The organism is Pseudomonas sp. NMI760_13, assembly GCF_021283245.1.
Classification (GTDB): domain Bacteria; phylum Pseudomonadota; class Gammaproteobacteria; order Pseudomonadales; family Pseudomonadaceae; genus Aquipseudomonas; species Aquipseudomonas peradeniyensis.
This window is the reverse complement of record NZ_JAJSRC010000036.1, coordinates 35,378-51,881: the sequence shown is the minus strand read 5'-3', so window position 1 is coordinate 51,881 and position 16,504 is coordinate 35,378. Positions and strand designations below refer to the sequence as shown.

Below are 16,504 nucleotides of genomic sequence, written 5' to 3'. Positions count from 1 at the left end.
CGCCGATGGTAGTGTGGGGTTTCCCCATGTGAGAGTAGGTCATCGTCAAGATTCATTTCGCAAAACCCCTATCTGCGCGAGCAGGTAGGGGTTTTGTCTTTTCTGCGTTGCAAAATAAACACAGTCTCCCCCTGTAGGAGCGGCCTTGCGCCGCGAAAGGGTCGCAACGCGGCCCCGGCGATATCAGCGTGATGCACAAACCCCGGGGCCGCTACGCAGCCCTTTCGCGGCACAAGGCCGCTCCTACAGGGAGGGCGATTCGCTTGCGGAAAATGTGACCCGGCTACCGATACAGTTCCTCATAATGGCCATCTCCCACAATTCGAGTCGGAACACTAGAATAGAGCCGACGCATCCATTCAGAATGCCTTTATGCCCAACCCTGTCGATCCCGAAGCGCTCGCGCAGATGCCGCTGGACGAACTCGTGGCCTGCCACGAGTGCGACCTGCTGATGCGCAAGACCACGCTGCAAAATGACGAGAAGGCCCAGTGCCCGCGCTGCGGCTACGAGCTGTATGCCCATCGCCACAACCTGATCAACCGCAGCCTGGCCCTGGTCCTGACCGCGTTGCTGCTGTACGTGCCGGCCAACTTCCTGCCGATCATGCAGTTGCACCTGCTCGGCCAGACCTCCGACGACACCGTCTGGAGCGGTGTGCTTGGCCTGTACAACTCAGAGATGCGCGGCATCGCCGTGGTGGTGTTCCTGTGCAGCATGGCCATTCCCTTGCTCAAGCTGCTCTGCCAGCTGATGGTGCTGCTGAGCATCCGCCTGGATATCGGCCGCAGCTACGGCCTGCTGATCTATCGTATCTATCACCACCTGCGTGAGTGGGGCATGCTCGAGGTCTACTTCATGGGCGTGCTGGTGGCCATCGTCAAGCTGGTCGACCTGGCCGAACTGAGTATCGGCCTGGGCCTGTTCTGCTTCATCAGCCTGTTGCTGGTGCAGGTATGGCTCGAGGTGGTCATGTCGCCGCACCAGATCTGGGTGGCCTTGTCGGGGGAGGATGTCCATGCGGGCGATTGATGCAGGCATCCTGGTCTGCAACGAATGTCACGAGCTCAATCGCCAGGAGCCGGACAGCACCTCGCAGACCTGCACCCGCTGCGGCGCGGTGGTGCATGCCCGGCGCCCGAACAGCATCGTGCGCACCTGGGCGCTGCTGATCACGGCGATGGTGCTCTACATCCCGGCCAACGTGCTGCCGATCATGACTGTCAGCGCGCTCGGCCAGGGCAGTCCGGACACCATCATGTCCGGCGTCATCACCTTGATGAAGCATGGCATGCTGCCGATCGCCGCGGTGGTGTTCATCGCCAGCATCCTGGTGCCGACCTTCAAGCTGGTCGGCATCGCCCTGCTGCTGTACTCGGTGCAGCGCCACCAGCCGCTCTCGGCGCGCCAGCGCATCCTGATGTACCGCTTCATCGAATTCATCGGCCGCTGGTCGATGCTGGACATCTTCGTCATCGCCATCCTGGTGGCGGTGGTGAATTTCGGCCGCATCGCCAGTGTCGAAGCCAATCTGGGCGCCGTCGCCTTCGCCACCGTGGTGATCCTGACAATGCTCGCCGCTTTAACTTTCGATCCCCGACTGATCTGGGACAACACGGAGTCGGATGACGACCATGAGTGATTTGCCTACGGCTAAAACCCGCCCCGCTTCGAACTGGTCGGCTATCTGGATCCTGCCGTTGATTGCCTTGGCGATTGGCGGCTGGCTGGCCTGGAAGGCCTACAGCGATGCCGGTATCGAGATCCAGGTGCGCTTCGAGAGTGGCGAGGGCATCGTCGCCAACAAGACCGAGGTCATCTACAAGGGCATGTCGGTGGGCAAGGTCGTCGCCCTGGTGCTGGATGACAAGGGGGAAAACCGCGGGGTGGTCGCCACCATCGAGATGCGCAAGGAGGCAGGGCCGCACCTGACCAAGGGCACGCGATTCTGGCTGGTGAAGCCAAGCGTCAGCCTGGCGGGCATTACGGGACTGGAGACGCTGGTGTCGGGTAACTACATCGCCGTCGATCCGGGGGAGGGCGAGCAGACCAAGCGTTTCACCGCGCTCAAGGAGGCCCCGCCGCTGTCCGATAGCGAGCCGGGTTTGCATCTTGTCCTCAAGGCCGAGCGCCTGGGCTCGCTCAATCGTGACAGCCCGGTGTTCTACAAGCAGATTCAGGTGGGCCGGGTGAAGAGCTATCGCTTGTCCGAAGACCAGGGCACGGTGGAGATCAAGGTGTTCATCGCCCCGGCTTACGCCAGCCTGGTGCGCAAGCACACGCGGTTCTGGAACGCCAGCGGGGTCAGCATCGACGCCGACCTGTCCGGGGTCAAGGTGCGTACCGAGTCGCTGTCGAGCATCGTCGCCGGCGGTATCGCCTTCGCCACGCCGGAAAACCGCAAGGACAGCCCGCCCACCGATCCGAGCCTGCCCTTCCGCCTGTACGAAGACTTCGACGCCGCCCAGGCCGGCATCCGGGTCAAGGTCAAGCTCAGTGACTTCGAGGGGCTGCAGAAGGGCCGCACGCCGGTGCTGTACAAAGGTATCCAGGTGGGAACGCTGAAGGAACTGAAAGTCGAAGGCGACCTCTCCACTGCCATGGCCGAGCTGACCCTCGATCCGTTGGCCGAGGACTACCTGGTCGAAGGCACCCAGTTCTGGGTGGTCAAGCCGTCCATTTCGCTTGCCGGCATTACCGGCCTCGAGGCGTTGGTGAAGGGCAACTACATTGCCGTACGCCCGGGTGAGCCGGGTGCCAAGCCGCTGCGCGAGTTCGAGGCGCGACCCAAGGCGCCGCCGCTGGACCTGAAGGCGCCGGGCCGGCACATGGTGCTGTTCGCCGATACCCTGGGCTCGCTGGAAGTGGGCAGCCCGGTGATGTATCGCCAGGTGCGCGTGGGTAGCGTGCAGAGCTACCAGTTCGCCCGCAACAGCAAGCGCATCCTGATCGGGGTGCACATCGAGAAGGAATACGAGAACCTGGTCAACGGCTCCTCGCGCTTCTGGAATGCCAGTGGCATCACCCTGACCGGCGGCCTCTCGGGGATCCAGGTCAAGAGCGAGTCGTTGCAGACGCTGATGGCCGGTGGCATCGCCTTCGATACGCCGAAACCGGATGTGCCGCTCAAGCGCCGCATTCCGCGTTTCCGCCTGCATGAAAGCCAGGATGCGGCCAACCGTGCCGGTACCCTGGTCACCATCCGCGTGGAGCGCGCCGAGGGCCTGAAGCCGGGCACGCCGATCCGCTTCCGTGGGCTGGATGTGGGCAGTGTCGAGAGTGTCGACCTGACCGCCGACCTGCAGGCCGTGCTGCTCCGTGCACGAATCACCCAGGCGGCCGAGCGCATCGCCCGTGCCGGTACCCAGTTCTGGGTGGTCAAGCCGGCCTTGGGCCTGGTGCGTACCCAGAACCTCGACACGCTGATCGGCGGCCAGTACCTGGAGGTGCTGCCGGCGCTCAAGGACAAGGGGTCGCAGCGTGACTTCATCGCCCTGAGCGATGCGCCGGAAGTGAAAGGCGAGGAGGTCGGCCTGCCACTGACCCTGAGCGCGGCGCGCCGTGGCTCGATCAAGCCGGGCGTGCCGGTGACCTACCGCGAGGTCACGGTCGGCAGGGTCACCGGCTTCGAGCTGGGCCAGACCGCCGACCGGGTACTTATCCACATCCTGATCGAGCCGCGTTACGCCGGGTTGGTGCGCGGCGGCAGCCGCTTCTGGAACAGCAGCGGCTTCGGCTTCGACTGGGGCCTGTTCAAGGGCGCCACGGTGCGCACCGAGTCGGTGGAGACCCTGATCGAGGGTGGGATCGCCTTCGCCACGCCGGATGGCGAGCAGATGGGCAACCCGGCGCGACCGCAGCAGACCTTCGCCTTGTTCGACAAGCCCGAGGATGCCTGGCTGGAGTGGGCACCGAAGATCCAGATCGGCAAGTGATGCATGCCGGGCCGCCCGTCTGGGTGGCCCGGCTGTGCGGGAGGGCGCGCGCCAGCCATGAAACCCATTCACCTCACCCTGGTCTGCCACGCCCGCACCGAGGCGCAGCGGGTTGGCCGCTTCGCGTTCGATGACGAGCCGCTGCGTGATCCTCCGGCACCGCTATCGACAACTGCCCGTTGCCTCACCGCGCCGGAGCTGCGTGCCCGGCAGACGGCCGAGGGCCTGAACGCGACTGTCGATGAGGGGCTGCGCGACTGCGACCTGGGCAAGTGGAAGGGCCTGCCTCTCAAGCAGCTGGACGAAGACGCCCTCCAGGCCTGGCTGTCCGACCCGCATGCCACGCCGCATGGCGGTGAGTCGATCGCCGCCTTGTGCGAGCGCGTCGCCATCTGGATGGACAGCGCCCTGTTGCCTGGCCAGTGGCTCGCCATCACCCATCCCTTTGTCATCCGCGCGGCGATGCTGCATGCGTTGGCTGCGCCCCTGGCGTCCTTCCAGCGGATCGATGTGCCGCCCCTGGCCGAGGTGCGCTTCAGCCATTGCGGCCAGTGGCGCTTGCAACTGGCCTAACGGCGAATCAACGCCGGTACGGCGCGGATGTAGATCAACTCGCTGACCAGCTCCACCAAGGTCTGGGTAATCACCGCCGCCGCCGCCAGCGCCCGGATCGGCTCCGGCAACGCCAGCGCCAACGGCAGCACCACCAGCGAATTGCGCGTGGCGGCACTGAAAGTCACCGCCCGGGCCTCGCCTGTGGATAACCGCAACAGCCGCGCCGCGAGCAATCCGAGCAGCGGTGCCAGCAGGGCGAAGCCGACATACACCGGCAGCACCGGCAGCAGGTCGTCGAGACGGGTGGCCACCACGCCGATCTGCGAAGCGATCACCACCACCAGTACCAATGCCATGGCCGGCACCGGCAGCCAGGCCCAGGCGTCGTTCCACTTCGCGACCAGGGTCGAGCGCCGCGCCCCGGCGCTGCTGGCGACAGCCAGCAACAGCGGCAGAACGATCAACAGCACGAACGCCTCGATAAAGGGCACCAGCGAGATTTCCACGCTACCGGCGCCTTCGAGCATCAGCGCCAGGTACAAGGGCAGCAGCGCCAGTTGCACCAGCAGCAGCACCGGCGTGGCGGCAAGGGTCAGGCGCGAGTCGCCTTTTCCGATATGGGTGAACACCACCACGTAGTCGATGCAGGGCGTCAGCAGCACCAGCAAGGCGCCGACCAGCACGGCGGGGTGTTCGACCAGGCCACGAGTGCCGGCCCACACCAACAGCGGCACCAGCACGAAGTTGGCCAGCAGCAGCGCGCCCATGAAACGCCGCTTGCCCAGGCCCGCGCGCAGGTCGAGGAAAGGGATCTGCAGGAACATCGCGTACATCAGCACGGCGATGGCCGGGGTCACCAGCGCCGCCAGTGGGGCGGCGGCGCCCGGTGCCAGCAGGCCGAGGGCGGCGGCCAGCGCCACGGCGACAAAATAGAAGGGGATCTGGTTGCGTTCGAGTTGATCTCTGTCCACGGTGTCCTGGCATTTCCGACTGATTTGCTGGGTTGGGCAGGGTACTATCTGGCGCAGTCCATAGGGAGTGATTCGATGCGAATTCTAGTGGTCGGTGCGAGCAAGGGATTGGGACGGGCGCTGGTACAGGGCCTGGGTGGCGTAGGCGATACGCTGGTCGGTGTATCGCGCACCCGGCCGGCGGCGTTGCCGGGCGCGGTACGCTGGATCGAGGCCGACCTCGGCCAGCCGCGCCAGGCCGCCGCGATCATCCACGAGGCGGTGTCCGGGGACGGGCTGGATGTGCTGGTCTACAACGTCGGGATCTGGGAGGCGGGGGCCTTTGACGAGGGCTACAGCTTCCTCGACGACGACGAGGCGCAGATCGAGCGCATGGTCGACACCAACATCACCGCGCCGCTGCTGTTGATCAAGCGCCTGCTGCCGGTACTGCTGCAAAGCCCCCGGCCACGGATCATTCTTACCGGTTCGACCTCGGGCCTGCCTGGTAGCGGGCGGCCAGAGGTGACTTTTGGCGCCAGCAAGTTCGGCCTGCGCGGCATTGCCGAGGCGCTGCGCGAAGGCTTCCGCGACCAGGGCCTGGGCGTGAGTTGCCTGAACCTCGGCTACCTGAACACCGAGGACGGCCTGGATGTGCCGCTGGCCCAGGCCGAGCGACGCGGGGAGGGCGCGCTGATCCCTGTGCACGATGTGGTGCAGGTGTGCCGGATGATGCTGAGCCTGTCATCTTCCAGCTACGTGCGTGACATCACCCTGCCGGCGTTGCGCGACGAACGCTTCTAATCGCGTTTGACGCCAAAGGGGCGCAGTCGCCCCTTTGGCCCAGGCTACCTGGAGCGATCGACTGGGCGGCTCAAAGCGCCCGGTCGGTCTCGTTGGTCTCCAAGGGCTTGCGCAGATCGCGCAGGCTACGCGTCACCGCCCCGGTATTGCACTTGGCCGCCGCCTGTTCCGGCGTCATGTCGCGGATGGTGCGGTAGAACAGCTCGCAGGTCTGCTTCTTCTGGGTCACCTGCCACTTGCTGGTGCAGGCCTGCAGGGTGAGCTTGGCATCGGCCTGCGGGTTGCGGCCCATGCCGGCCTGCCAGCAGGCGGCGGAGAGGTCCTGGCCCATCATCTTCAGGCCCGCGGCGTCGGCCTTGTCCTGGTCGCCGTCGTAGCTTTTCGGGTCGGCGGCGTACCAGATCGCGCTCGGATGGTTGGCGCCGAGCACGGGCACCTTGGCGCTGTCCGGCTCCGGCGCGATGCTGACCAGCCCCAGCACGTTGACCTTCGGCCCGTACTGCTGCTGGATCCACGCCCGCACCGGCGCGCCGAAGGCGACCATCGGCAAGGCGGTCTTGCCGTCGTGGGTGAGGGCCACTTCCTTGACCATCCGCACCTGGTAATCGTTGAAGTAGCTGTACACCCCTTCCAGGTCCTTGCCCGCGCTGGCCGGCGCGGCGATCGGGGCGATATCGACGATGGTCTGGTAGGCCGGGGTCTGGGTGGCCTCGACGCCGTTGAAGGTCAGAAGCTCTGCCCAGCGGTCGGTGGTGTTGGACTTCAGGTAGTCTTGATAGCGGGTCAGCGAGTAGTCCGGCGGGAAGTGCAGCAGCTCGACGCTGCGGCGGTTCTCCAGGGCCATTCCCAGGGGCAGGAACAGGTACCAGCTGTAGTCCCAGCCGCCTTTCTGGTTGAGGCGGGTGGCGCCCTGGTAGGCCAGTTCGCCGCTGTCGAGCAGCTTGCGCAAGGGTTCGGTATAGCTGGCCGGCACGCCGGTGATGCTGGCGTGCAACTTGTCGTTGTCGCGGTTCACCGTGACCTTGGCGTTGGCGTAGCCATCGCGCTGCACGCTCTGGGTGAGGTAGTGCTCGACAGTCTTCTCGAGTGTCCAGTCGCGGTAGCAGATCACGTTGCAGTTGTTGGGGTAGGCGAACAACCGGGTGACCCGTTGGGCGTCGCCCAGGTCGATCTGCGCGTCGGCCATGGCCAGGCCGCTGAAGGCGAGGGCGGCCAGGCCCGATACAGCAATCTTGTGCATGCTTAACTCCTTGTCAGTGGCCGCCAGGACGGCGGGCGCGCCCATGGTGGACGAAGAGGTGGGGGAATGAAAAGCGCCAGGACATGGCTATTGGCTAGCGCGTTGATCGGGCTCGGTGCAGTCCAGGCCGATGAGCGTGATGTGTGGATGTTCGCCCAATGGGCCGGGGATCACGAGAGCCGCAGGTTTCGTGAAATGCTGGTGGACGCCCGGCTGTATGGCGTGGTGCCGATCCATCAGTTGCTGCGCTCGGCCTCGGACTGGCGCCAGTGCAAGGCCTCGCCCTTCGCGGTGGCGCCAGCGAGCCATTGGCCGGCGGTGCGCTCGACGCTGGCCTTGATCCAGACCCTCGACCGGCAGGGCATCCTGCGTCAGTTCGAAGTGGTGTCGGCCTACCGCGATCCCCGGCTCAATGCCTGTGCCGGCGGCGCGCCGAGCAGTGCGCACATGCGCGCCTTCGCCGTCGACCTGCTGCTGCCACGCGGGGTCGACCCGAGCCCGCTGTGCCGCTTCTGGCAGCAGCACGGCCAGGCCTGGAACATGGGGCTGGGCCGTTACCCTTCGGGGCGCATCCATATCGACACGGCCGGCTATCGCACCTGGGGCGGTGACGGCAGGGCCGGTTCGTCGTTCTGCAGCAAGCCCAGGTGAGCCAGGCAGGCCCGGCACTCGTCGCCGACCCACTGCGCGAAACACTGGCGCTTGCTGCCGTCATCCAGTGGCTGCGGGCTGAGCAGGTGGTAGCCGGAGCCATCGCGCAGGAAGCCGTACGGCGCCTGTAGCTGACCGTTGTCCAGTTCGTCACGCACCATCAGCGCCGAGGCGATGGCCATTCCCATGCCCGCGCTGGCGGCCTGGATCGACAGGTAGAAGTGCTCGAAGTCGCTGCGCGCCGTTTGCCGGAAGTCCTGGCCACTCAGGCGCAGCCAGTTGGCCCAGGCGTCGGGGCGGGTGGCGCTGTGCAGCAGGCGCTGGTTTTTGAGATCCGGCGTGGCGACCGGGCCGATCCATTCATCGCAGATCTTCAGGCTGTGCAGCTGGCGGTCCCAGTGGAAGTCATCGCGGCGCAGGGCCAGGTCGATGCCGCCGCGGGCGAAATCCACCGGCCCGCCGGCCGCCACCAGGTGCAGTTGCAGGTCGGGGTGCCGGGCATGGAAGCGCGGCAGGCGCGGAATCAGCCAGCGCATGGCGATGGTTGGCTCGCAGGACACCACCAGCACGTTGTCGTGGGCTTGCTGGTGCAGACGCTGCACGGCGCCCTCCAGTTGCTCGAAGATCGCCTGGGTGGTGGCCTGCAGGTCGCGTCCGGCGCGGGTGAGGAAGATTGCTCGGTTGCGCCGTTCGAACAGTTCCACGCCGAGGCTTTCCTCGAGCAGGCGCACCTGGCGGCTGACGGCGCCGTGGGTGACGTGCAGGTGCTCGGCAGCGCGCACGAAGCTTTCGGTGCGGGCGGCGATGTCGAAGTAGCGAAAGGCGGTGAGGGGGGGCAGTTTCATGACGTTGTTGTCCTTGCCGGCCATTTCGCGGGTAAACCCGCTCCCACAGGTTTATCACCGATCTTGACCTTCATGCCGAGCCTGTGGGAGCGGGTTTACCCGCGAAGAGGCCAGTACAGCCTCAGAATATCTGTGAAATTAACTAGCGTATTTGCCTCACTATAAATCGATTTTTAGCAATTGATGCTGCCTCGATAATCACGGCACAAGTGAATTTTCATCGCCTATCGAGGATACCTGTTCGTGAACGAACTCATCGCCGTCGCCCTCTTCACCCTCCTGGCCGTCATCAGCCCCGGCGCCGACTTCGCCATGGTCACCCGCAGCAGTTATGCACAGGGCCGCAAGGCCGGTCTCGCGGCAGCGGTGGGCATCGCGCTGGGCGTGCAGGTGCATGTGCTGTACACCGTGCTCGGCATCGCCGTGATCATCAGCCAGAGCCCGACCCTGTTCCTGGCCATGAAGGTGGTGGGGGCGGGCTACCTGGTGTACCTGGGCTACAAGTCGCTGACCAATACCACGCGTATAAGCCTCGACGGCCTGGCGCACAGCGAGACAAATGTGGCGAGCGCCTTGCGTACGGGCTTTCTGACCAACGCGCTCAACCCCAAGACCATGCTCTTCGTGGTCAGTGCCTACACCCAGGTGGTGCAGCCCGGCAGCCCGCTGGCGCTGGACTTCGCCTATGGCGCGTTCATGTCGTTCGCCCATTGGGTGTGGTTCAGCCTGGTGGCGGTGTTCTTTTCCAACCACTTGCTGCGTCGGGCGATGATCGAGCGGCAGGTGGTGGTCGACCGGGTCATCGGCGTGGCGTTGATCAGCCTGGGGCTGGCCGTGGTGGTGGCAGGCGTGAAGTAGCTTTTTCGCAGGCAATGAAAAAGGGCTTATCTTTCGATAAGCCCTTTTAAAAGGTGGTGGCTACACAGGGACTTGAACCCCGGACCCCAGCATTATGAATGCTATGCTCTAACCAACTGAGCTATGTAGCCAACTTGGCGCGCATTATTAGCTCGAATCGCGATCCTGTCAACAACGTTTTTAAAAAAAATTGCCAACCTTTCAAAAACTTAGCCGGGAAGGGCGCATCAGCGCACGATCAACCAGTGGCCGAGCAGGTTGTGCAGGCGCAGGTGCTGGTCGGCGGCCAGGCGCTCGAGGCTCTGCGCCGGGTGGTCGAGGTCGAAATCACCGCTGACCCGCTGGTAGGCGGCCTGCTCGTTCAGCAGCCAGACGCGCTGGCCACGGTAATCGGCCAGGCGCTCCAGCACCTCGCTCAACGGCAGGTTCCTGGCCTTCAATTGGCCGTTGCGCCAGGCATCGGCCAATTTGGCATCGATCTTCTCGACCGAGTTGATGCGGCTTTCGCTGAACGTCACCCGTTCGCCGGCATTGACCAGGCGTTGGTCGCCACCCTGCAACACCGCAGCCTTGCCGCCGAACACCACCAGTTCGTCGTGGTCGGCATGGCGGGCGATCTGCAGGCGGGTGCCGAACACCTGGATCCGGGTGTCATCGACCTGCACCTCCATGGCCCGGCCATCGAGCATCACCTCCAGGTAGACCTGGCCCTGCACCAGCTGCAGCTGGCGGGTGCGCCCACGCAGGTCGACATTCATCGCGCTGGCGCTGTCCAGGTGCAGGGTCGAGCCATCGGCCAGGCGCACGCTGCGGCGCTCGCCGCTGTTGGTATGCAGTTCGCTGCCCAGGCGCTGCATCACGGGCCAGTAGAGCCAGGCCAGGGCGCCCACCAGCAGCAGGAACAGCAGCCCCAGGCACAGCCCGGCCCGGCTGCGACGAACCTTGGCGATGCGTGGTCGCGGGCGTGCCGCCGGCACCTGCAATTGCTGCCAGTAGGCTTCGAGCTGGGCATAGGCCCTTGCATTGAGCGGGTCCTGGCACCAGCTGGCGAATGCCTGGCGCAGGGCCTCGTCGCAGCCGGGTTGGCGGAGGCGCGAGAACCACTCCAGGGCTTCCTGCTCGGGGTCGGGCGTGGGCTGCAAGGCGGGCATCGGGCTCATGGGATCGGTCTGCTCGCAGGAGGAGGGCGGTTTTGCCCAGCGTTTACAGGGAAGAGGAGAAGGATGCTAATTATATTGATAATTATTTACAAGTACGTGTCGGATGGAAGGCCCGGCAAAATAAAAAGGTAGCTTCGTATCTATTTGTTTCACGATAATCGGATCCCAATCCGCGGACGGACATCCAGCCCATGGCCATCAGCAGTACCACGACTTCAAGCGCCAGCAGCCCGGCAAACCAGGCCTCGCCGCTGGTGATGCGCATCATCGGTTTCTGTGCCCTGGCGCACCTGATCAACGACCTGATCCAGTCGGTGCTGCCGGCGATCTACCCGATGCTCAAGGCCAACTACAACCTGAGCTTCGCCCAGATCGGCCTGATCACCCTGACCTTCCAGATCACCGCCTCGCTGCTGCAGCCGTGGGTGGGCTTTTTCACCGACAAGCGGCCCACGCCGAACCTGCTGCCGCTGGGCACGGTGTGCACCCTGGTGGGCATCGTGATGCTGGCTTTCGTCGGCAGCTTCCCGATGATCCTGCTGGCCTCGGCGCTGGTGGGCATCGGCTCGTCGACCTTCCACCCCGAGACCTCGCGCATCGCCCGGCTGGCTTCCGGTGGGCGCTTCGGCCTGGCGCAGTCGAGCTTCCAGGTTGGCGGCAACGCCGGCTCCGCCCTCGGCCCGCTGCTGGCGGCGGCGATCGTCATTCCTTTCGGCCAGACCCATGTCGCCTGGTTCGGCGTGGCCGGGCTGTTCTTCTTCGCCGTGACCCTGATGCTGCGCCGCTGGTACAAGGAGCACCTCAACCAGGCCAAGGCGCGCAAGGCGGTGCAGGCCACCCACGGCATCTCGCGCCAGCGGGTGATCCTGGCGCTGGTGGTGCTGGGCCTGTTGGTGTTCTCCAAGTACTTCTATATGTCCAGCTTCACCAGCTACTTCACCTTCTACCTGATCGAGAAGTTCCAGCTGTCGCTGGCCAGCTCCCAATTGCACCTGTTCCTGTTCCTCGGCGCCGTGGCGGCGGGCACCTTCTTCGGCGGGCCGATCGGTGATCGTATCGGGCGCAAGGCGGTGATCTGGTTCTCGATCCTCGGGGTGGCGCCGTTCACCCTGGCGCTGCCGTATGCCGACCTGTTCTGGACCACCGTGCTCAGCGTGGTGATCGGCTTCGTCCTGGCGTCGGCGTTCTCGGCCATCGTGGTGTATGCCCAGGAACTGGTGCCGGGCAATGTCGGGATGATCGCCGGGATCTTCTTCGGGCTGATGTTCGGCTTCGGTGGCATCGGCGCGGCGCTGCTGGGGTATGTGGCTGATCTGCGTGGGATCGAGTATGTGTATGGGGTTTGCTCGTTCCTGCCGTTGTTTGGGTTGCTGGCGGTGTTCCTGCCGTCCACTGGAAAACGTTGAAAGTCGGCCATGCGCACTCTTTGTAGGAGCGGCCTTGCCGAGGCGTCGGACCGGCCGGAAAGGGCTGCGAAGCGGCCCCGGCAATCTTTGGTTAAACGCGACAATCCTGGGGCTGCTTCGCAGCCCTTTCGCGGCACAAGGCCGCTCCTACAGGGAAGTGCATCAAGGTCGACGATTGACGATTTGGATCCGCATGGCCTAGAGTGCCGCCTCCTCAATCCCTGCGTAGTTCACGTGATGCGCCGTACCGATGTGACCCGCCCGCACCGCCAGCCTGTCGCCCCGACAGCGCGCCGCGCGTGGCCGAGCGACACGGTGCTCAAGCGTCGACGCAGCGTGCTGTTCGCCTTCACCTTCTCGCCACACCTTGCCCTGAACTGATCCGCGCCCCTGCCTCCCGCGCCATTGCGGCGTGACTGCGGGCGCCTGCGTTCGAATATCTTTCAGCGGATTTTCCAGTCGGCCAGGGCCAGAGCCCCTGCTCACCGGCTTGCAAGGAGTGGTACATGAACATGCGTTTGCTGGTGGGCCTGTTGTTCGCCGTGTCGGTGGTCGGTTTCAGCCTCGGGGCGAGCCTGCCACTGGTGTCGTTGCGTTTGCACGAGGCGGGGGCGGGGACACTGGAGATCGGCATCATCTCGGCGATCCCGGCCGCGGGCATGATGCTCTCGGCCTTTATGGTCGACACCTGCTGCCGGCACCTGACCCGGCGCGTCATCTACCTGCTCAGCTTCAGCCTGTGCACCCTGAGCATCGCCCTGCTGGAATGGGCCTTCGACTCGATGCTGTGGCTGGCGCTGCTGCGCCTGGGGCTCGGCATCGGCATGGGCATCGCGATCATCCTCGGCGAATCGTGGGTCAACGAGCTGTGTCCGGAGCACAACCGCGGCAAGATCATGGCCCTGTACGCCACCAGCTTCACCGGCTTCCAGGTGCTCGGCCCGGCACTGCTGGCGCTGCTCGGCGCCGACAGCCCATGGCTGACCGGCGTGGTCACCGTCTGCTACGGCCTGGCGCTGCTGTGCATCCTGTTCACCGTGCCCAACGACCATGTCGAGCATGGTGATGAAGGCGAGAAGAGTTTCGGCCTGGCCGGCTTCTTCCGCGTGGCCCCGGCGCTGTGCGTGGCGGTGCTGTTTTTCTCGTTCTTCGATGCGGTGGTGCTGTCATTGCTGCCGGTGTACGCCAGCAGCCACGGTTTTGCCGTGGGCGTGGCGGCGCTGATGGTGACCGTGGTGTTCGCCGGCGACATGATCTTCCAGCTGCCCCTGGGCTGGCTCGCCGACCGGGTCGAGCGCACCGGGCTGCACCTGGTGTGCGGGCTGGTGGCGATGAGCATCGGTATCGCCTTGCCCTGGCTGCTGCAGATGACCTGGCTGCTGTGGCCGCTGCTGGTGGTGCTCGGGGCGGTGGCCGGGGGCATCTACACCCTGGCGCTGGTGTTGATCGGACAGCGTTTCAGGGGGCAGGACCTGGTGACCGCCAACGCCAGTGTCGGCCTGCTGTGGGGTGTCGGCAGCCTGGTCGGGCCGCTGGTCAGCGGCGCGGCGATGGACGTGGCGCCCCATGGCTTGCCCATGGCGCTGGCGCTGATGGCAGGGTTGTTCGTGTGTTTCGCACGGCAGGCGTACCGTCGGGCGGGCAGGCTGCAGGCAGCGGTGGACTGAGCGGCAGGGCGGTTCGCTGGTTGGCGGGCGTGGTGCTGGTGGGCTTTGCCCGCCCCCACGCGGATCGCGCCAGATTCTAGAAATTGAGCAAGACAGTTGCTCCCACAAGTACAGCGCTCGATTCAGCGTTTGCGCGATCCTGTGGGAGCGGGTTTACCCGCGAAGGGCAGCAAAGCAGCCCCAACCAAGAGCGATGAAGCGCTAACTGACAGGCATTACGCCATGGGCCTTCTTTATATAAGCAACCCACACTTTATTGCAGGCATAAAAAAACCGACCCTAGGGTCGGTTTTTTCGACAAGAACGTCGCTTAGGCAGCTGCAGCTTCTTTCAGCGCCTTGATGTGGCCATTCAGACGGCCTTTGTGGCGAGCAGCTTTGTTCTTGTGGATGATACCCTTGTCGGCCATACGGTCGATTACAGGTACAGCCAGAACGTAAGCGGCTTGCGCTTTTTCGGCGTCTTTTGCGTCGATGGCTTTGACTACATTCTTGATGTAGGTGCGGACCATGGAACGCAGGCTGGCGTTGTGGCTGCGACGCTTCTCAGCCTGTTTTGCACGTTTCTTGGCGGAAGGTGAGTTGGCCACCGTCGAGCTCCTCGAAAGACTTTAGGTAAATAGCAAACAAAATAGGCCGCGAATCATGCCGATGAGTCGATCGGATGTCAAGGCCACTTGCAGGGTTCCGCCGAGTGGTGAGCCAACAGGAGGGAAATATTCCTTTCTGTCGCACGACCTGTAAACTCGGGAATTTTTGGCTCCCCTGCGAAGGCGCGGGAGTATCGCACATTCGGACGCTGTCTGGCAGCGTCCTCTGCCCCTGGCGTGAAACTTTTCGATGAACCTGCTCAAATCCCTGGCCGCCGTCAGTTCAATCACCATGATTTCCCGGGTGCTCGGCTTCGTGCGCGATACCATCCTGGCGCGGGTGTTCGGCGCCGGCATCGCCACCGACGCCTTCTTCATCGCCTTCAAGCTGCCCAACCTGCTGCGGCGGATCTTCGCCGAGGGGGCGTTCTCCCAGGCCTTCGTGCCGATCCTGGCCGAGTACAAGACCCAGCAGGGCGAGGAGGCCACCCGGACCTTCATCGCCTATGTCAGCGGCCTGCTGACCCTGGTCCTGGCGCTGGTCACGGTCATCGGCATCCTCGCCGCGCCTTGGGTGGTCTGGGCCACCGCGCCGGGCTTCGTCGACAACGCGGAAAAATACGAGCTGACCACCTCGCTGCTGCGGGTGACCTTTCCTTATATATTGCTGATCTCGCTATCGTCGCTGGTCGGCGCGATCCTCAATACCTGGAACCGCTTCAGCGTGCCGGCGTTCACCCCCACGCTGCTCAACGTGGCGATGATCGCCTTCGCCGTGCTGCTGACGCCGTACTTCGACCCGCCGATCATGGCCCTGGGCTGGGGCGTGCTGGCCGGTGGCCTGGCGCAACTGTTGTACCAGCTGCCGACGCTGAAGAAGATCGGCATGCTCGTGCTGCCGCGCCTGAACCTGCGCGACACCGGGGTGTGGCGCGTGCTCAAGCAGATGCTGCCGGCCATCCTCGGGGTGTCGGTAAGCCAGATCTCGCTGATCATCAACACCATCTTCGCCTCGTTCCTGGTGGCAGGTTCGGTGTCGTGGATGTACTACGCCGATCGCCTGATGGAGCTGCCCTCCGGCGTGCTGGGCGTTGCCCTGGGCACCATCCTGCTGCCGACCCTGGCCAAGACCTACGCCAACAAGGACCGCGAGGAGTATTCGCGGATCCTCGACTGGGGCCTGCGCCTGTGCTTCCTGCTGGTGCTGCCCTGCACCCTGGCCCTGGCCATTCTCGCCGAACCGCTGACCGTGGCGCTGTTCCAGTACGGCAAGTTCACCGCCTTCGACGCCGCGATGACCCAGCGCGCCCTGATCGCCTATTCGGTGGGCCTGCTGGCGATCATCCTGGTCAAGGTACTGGCACCTGGCTTCTATGCGCAGCAGAATATCCGCACGCCGGTGAAGATCGCGGTCTTCACCCTGGTCTGCACCCAGCTGTTCAACCTGGCCCTGGTCGGCCCGCTGGCCCATGCCGGGCTGGCCCTGGCCATCAGCCTGGGCGCGTGCCTGAACGCCGGCCTGCTGTACTGGAAGCTGCGCAGCCAGCAGCTGTTCCAGCCGCAGCCGGGCTGGACGCCGTTCCTGCTCAAGCTGGTACTGGCGGTGACCTTGATGTCGGCTGTGCTGCTGCTGGGCATGCACTACCTGCCAGCCTGGGAGCAGGGCAACATGCTCGCGCGCTTCCTGCGCCTCGGGGCGCTGATCGCGGCGGGCGTGGTGACTTACTTCGGCTGCCTGTTCCTGTGTGGTTTGCGCCCTCGGCATTTCGCCCGCAAGGCGTTGCATTGAGGCGCCAGAGGGGTCAGGCGTCGGTTTTTCGCATTCCACGCCCCATGGGGGCGCT

The 16,504-nt window shown here is 64.7% G+C and carries 16 protein-coding genes and 1 tRNA gene; 11 read left to right on the top strand and 6 right to left on the bottom strand.

Features of this window, described 5'->3' with window-relative positions; translation table 11 throughout:
* Positions 1 to 372: 372 nt before the first annotated feature.
* From LU671_RS26170 to LU671_RS26155, 4 genes are read left to right on the top strand one after another with little or no spacing between them, the layout of a single operon-like run.
* Complete coding sequence (locus tag LU671_RS26170) at positions 373 to 1,032, top strand: paraquat-inducible protein A (RefSeq protein ID WP_203648056.1); 660 nt, start codon at positions 373 to 375, stop codon at positions 1,030 to 1,032.
* Positions 1,019 to 1,642: a paraquat-inducible protein A gene (locus LU671_RS26165; protein WP_186714227.1), complete on the top strand. Its 624-nt coding sequence runs from the start codon at positions 1,019 to 1,021 to the stop codon at positions 1,640 to 1,642. The genes LU671_RS26170 and LU671_RS26165 overlap by 14 nt, the downstream gene beginning before the upstream one ends.
* Complete coding sequence (locus LU671_RS26160; RefSeq protein WP_232857383.1) at positions 1,635 to 3,935, top strand: PqiB family protein; 2,301 nt, start codon at positions 1,635 to 1,637, stop codon at positions 3,933 to 3,935. Before LU671_RS26165 ends, LU671_RS26160 begins: the two co-directional genes overlap by 8 nt.
* Positions 3,936 to 3,992: 57 nt before the next feature.
* Complete coding sequence (locus LU671_RS26155) at positions 3,993 to 4,508, top strand: histidine phosphatase family protein (RefSeq protein ID WP_232857382.1); 516 nt, start codon at positions 3,993 to 3,995, stop codon at positions 4,506 to 4,508.
* Here LU671_RS26155 and LU671_RS26150 read toward each other — a convergent pair.
* Positions 4,505 to 5,461, bottom strand: coding sequence for an arsenic resistance protein (locus LU671_RS26150; RefSeq protein WP_232857381.1), 957 nt, complete (start codon positions 5,459 to 5,461; stop codon positions 4,505 to 4,507). The two genes, LU671_RS26155 and LU671_RS26150, sit on opposite strands and share 4 nt — an antisense overlap.
* Before the next feature lie 75 nt (positions 5,462 to 5,536).
* On the opposite strand from LU671_RS26150, the gene LU671_RS26145 reads away from it, so the two are divergent.
* Entirely contained in the window at positions 5,537 to 6,244 is a 708-nt protein-coding gene (locus tag LU671_RS26145) for an SDR family NAD(P)-dependent oxidoreductase (protein WP_232857380.1), read from the top strand.
* 70 nt (positions 6,245 to 6,314) lie between these two features.
* Here LU671_RS26145 and LU671_RS26140 read toward each other — a convergent pair whose 3' ends face one another.
* Entirely contained in the window at positions 6,315 to 7,484 is a 1,170-nt protein-coding gene (locus tag LU671_RS26140) for a hypothetical protein (RefSeq protein ID WP_232857379.1), read from the bottom strand.
* 66 nt (positions 7,485 to 7,550) lie between these two features.
* On the opposite strand from LU671_RS26140, the gene LU671_RS26135 reads away from it, so the two are divergent.
* On the top strand, positions 7,551 to 8,135 hold the full coding sequence (locus LU671_RS26135) for a YcbK family protein (protein WP_232857377.1): 585 nt from the start codon (positions 7,551 to 7,553) through the stop codon (positions 8,133 to 8,135).
* Here LU671_RS26135 and LU671_RS26130 read toward each other — a convergent pair.
* Positions 8,075 to 8,980, bottom strand: a complete 906-nt coding sequence (locus LU671_RS26130; protein ID WP_232857376.1) for a LysR substrate-binding domain-containing protein — start codon at positions 8,978 to 8,980, stop codon at positions 8,075 to 8,077. The genes LU671_RS26135 and LU671_RS26130 overlap by 61 nt on opposite strands.
* A 243-nt stretch (positions 8,981 to 9,223) precedes the next feature.
* On the opposite strand from LU671_RS26130, the gene LU671_RS26125 reads away from it, so the two are divergent.
* On the top strand, positions 9,224 to 9,838 hold the full coding sequence (locus LU671_RS26125) for a LysE family translocator (RefSeq protein ID WP_203648050.1): 615 nt from the start codon (positions 9,224 to 9,226) through the stop codon (positions 9,836 to 9,838).
* 54 nt (positions 9,839 to 9,892) lie between these two features.
* Here LU671_RS26125 and LU671_RS26120 read toward each other — a convergent pair.
* Together LU671_RS26120 and LU671_RS26115 are read right to left on the bottom strand one after the other, a co-directional pair.
* Positions 9,893 to 9,969: transfer RNA gene (locus tag LU671_RS26120), tRNA-Met, on the bottom strand.
* A gap of 96 nt (positions 9,970 to 10,065) precedes the next feature.
* Complete coding sequence (locus LU671_RS26115) at positions 10,066 to 10,998, bottom strand: FecR family protein (RefSeq protein ID WP_232857374.1); 933 nt, start codon at positions 10,996 to 10,998, stop codon at positions 10,066 to 10,068.
* A gap of 191 nt (positions 10,999 to 11,189) precedes the next feature.
* Here LU671_RS26115 and LU671_RS26110 point away from each other — a divergent pair, with 191 nt between their 5' ends.
* The 3 genes from LU671_RS26110 (at position 11,190) to LU671_RS26100 (ending at position 14,071) form a co-directional block, all read left to right on the top strand.
* Entirely contained in the window at positions 11,190 to 12,404 is a 1,215-nt protein-coding gene (locus tag LU671_RS26110) for an MFS transporter (protein WP_232857372.1), read from the top strand.
* 237 nt (positions 12,405 to 12,641) lie between these two features.
* A complete protein-coding gene (locus LU671_RS26105) occupies positions 12,642 to 12,785 on the top strand; it encodes a hypothetical protein (RefSeq protein ID WP_186734725.1) in 144 nt (47 codons plus the stop codon).
* Between the two features lie 125 nt (positions 12,786 to 12,910).
* Complete coding sequence (locus tag LU671_RS26100; RefSeq protein ID WP_203648049.1) at positions 12,911 to 14,071, top strand: MFS transporter; 1,161 nt, start codon at positions 12,911 to 12,913, stop codon at positions 14,069 to 14,071.
* A gap of 310 nt (positions 14,072 to 14,381) precedes the next feature.
* On the opposite strand, the gene rpsT is transcribed toward LU671_RS26100, so the two are convergent.
* Positions 14,382 to 14,660 carry a 30S ribosomal protein S20 gene (gene rpsT, locus LU671_RS26095; RefSeq protein WP_023533220.1) on the bottom strand — a complete coding sequence of 93 codons (279 nt, stop codon included), beginning with the start codon at positions 14,658 to 14,660 and terminating at the stop codon, positions 14,382 to 14,384.
* Positions 14,661 to 14,910: 250 nt separating this feature from the next.
* Here rpsT and murJ point away from each other — a divergent pair, with 250 nt between their 5' ends.
* The gene (gene murJ, locus LU671_RS26090; RefSeq protein WP_232857371.1) at positions 14,911 to 16,449 is read left to right on the top strand and encodes a murein biosynthesis integral membrane protein MurJ; all 1,539 of its coding nucleotides are present in this window, start codon (positions 14,911 to 14,913) and stop codon (positions 16,447 to 16,449) included.
* Positions 16,450 to 16,504: the final 55 nt, after the last annotated feature.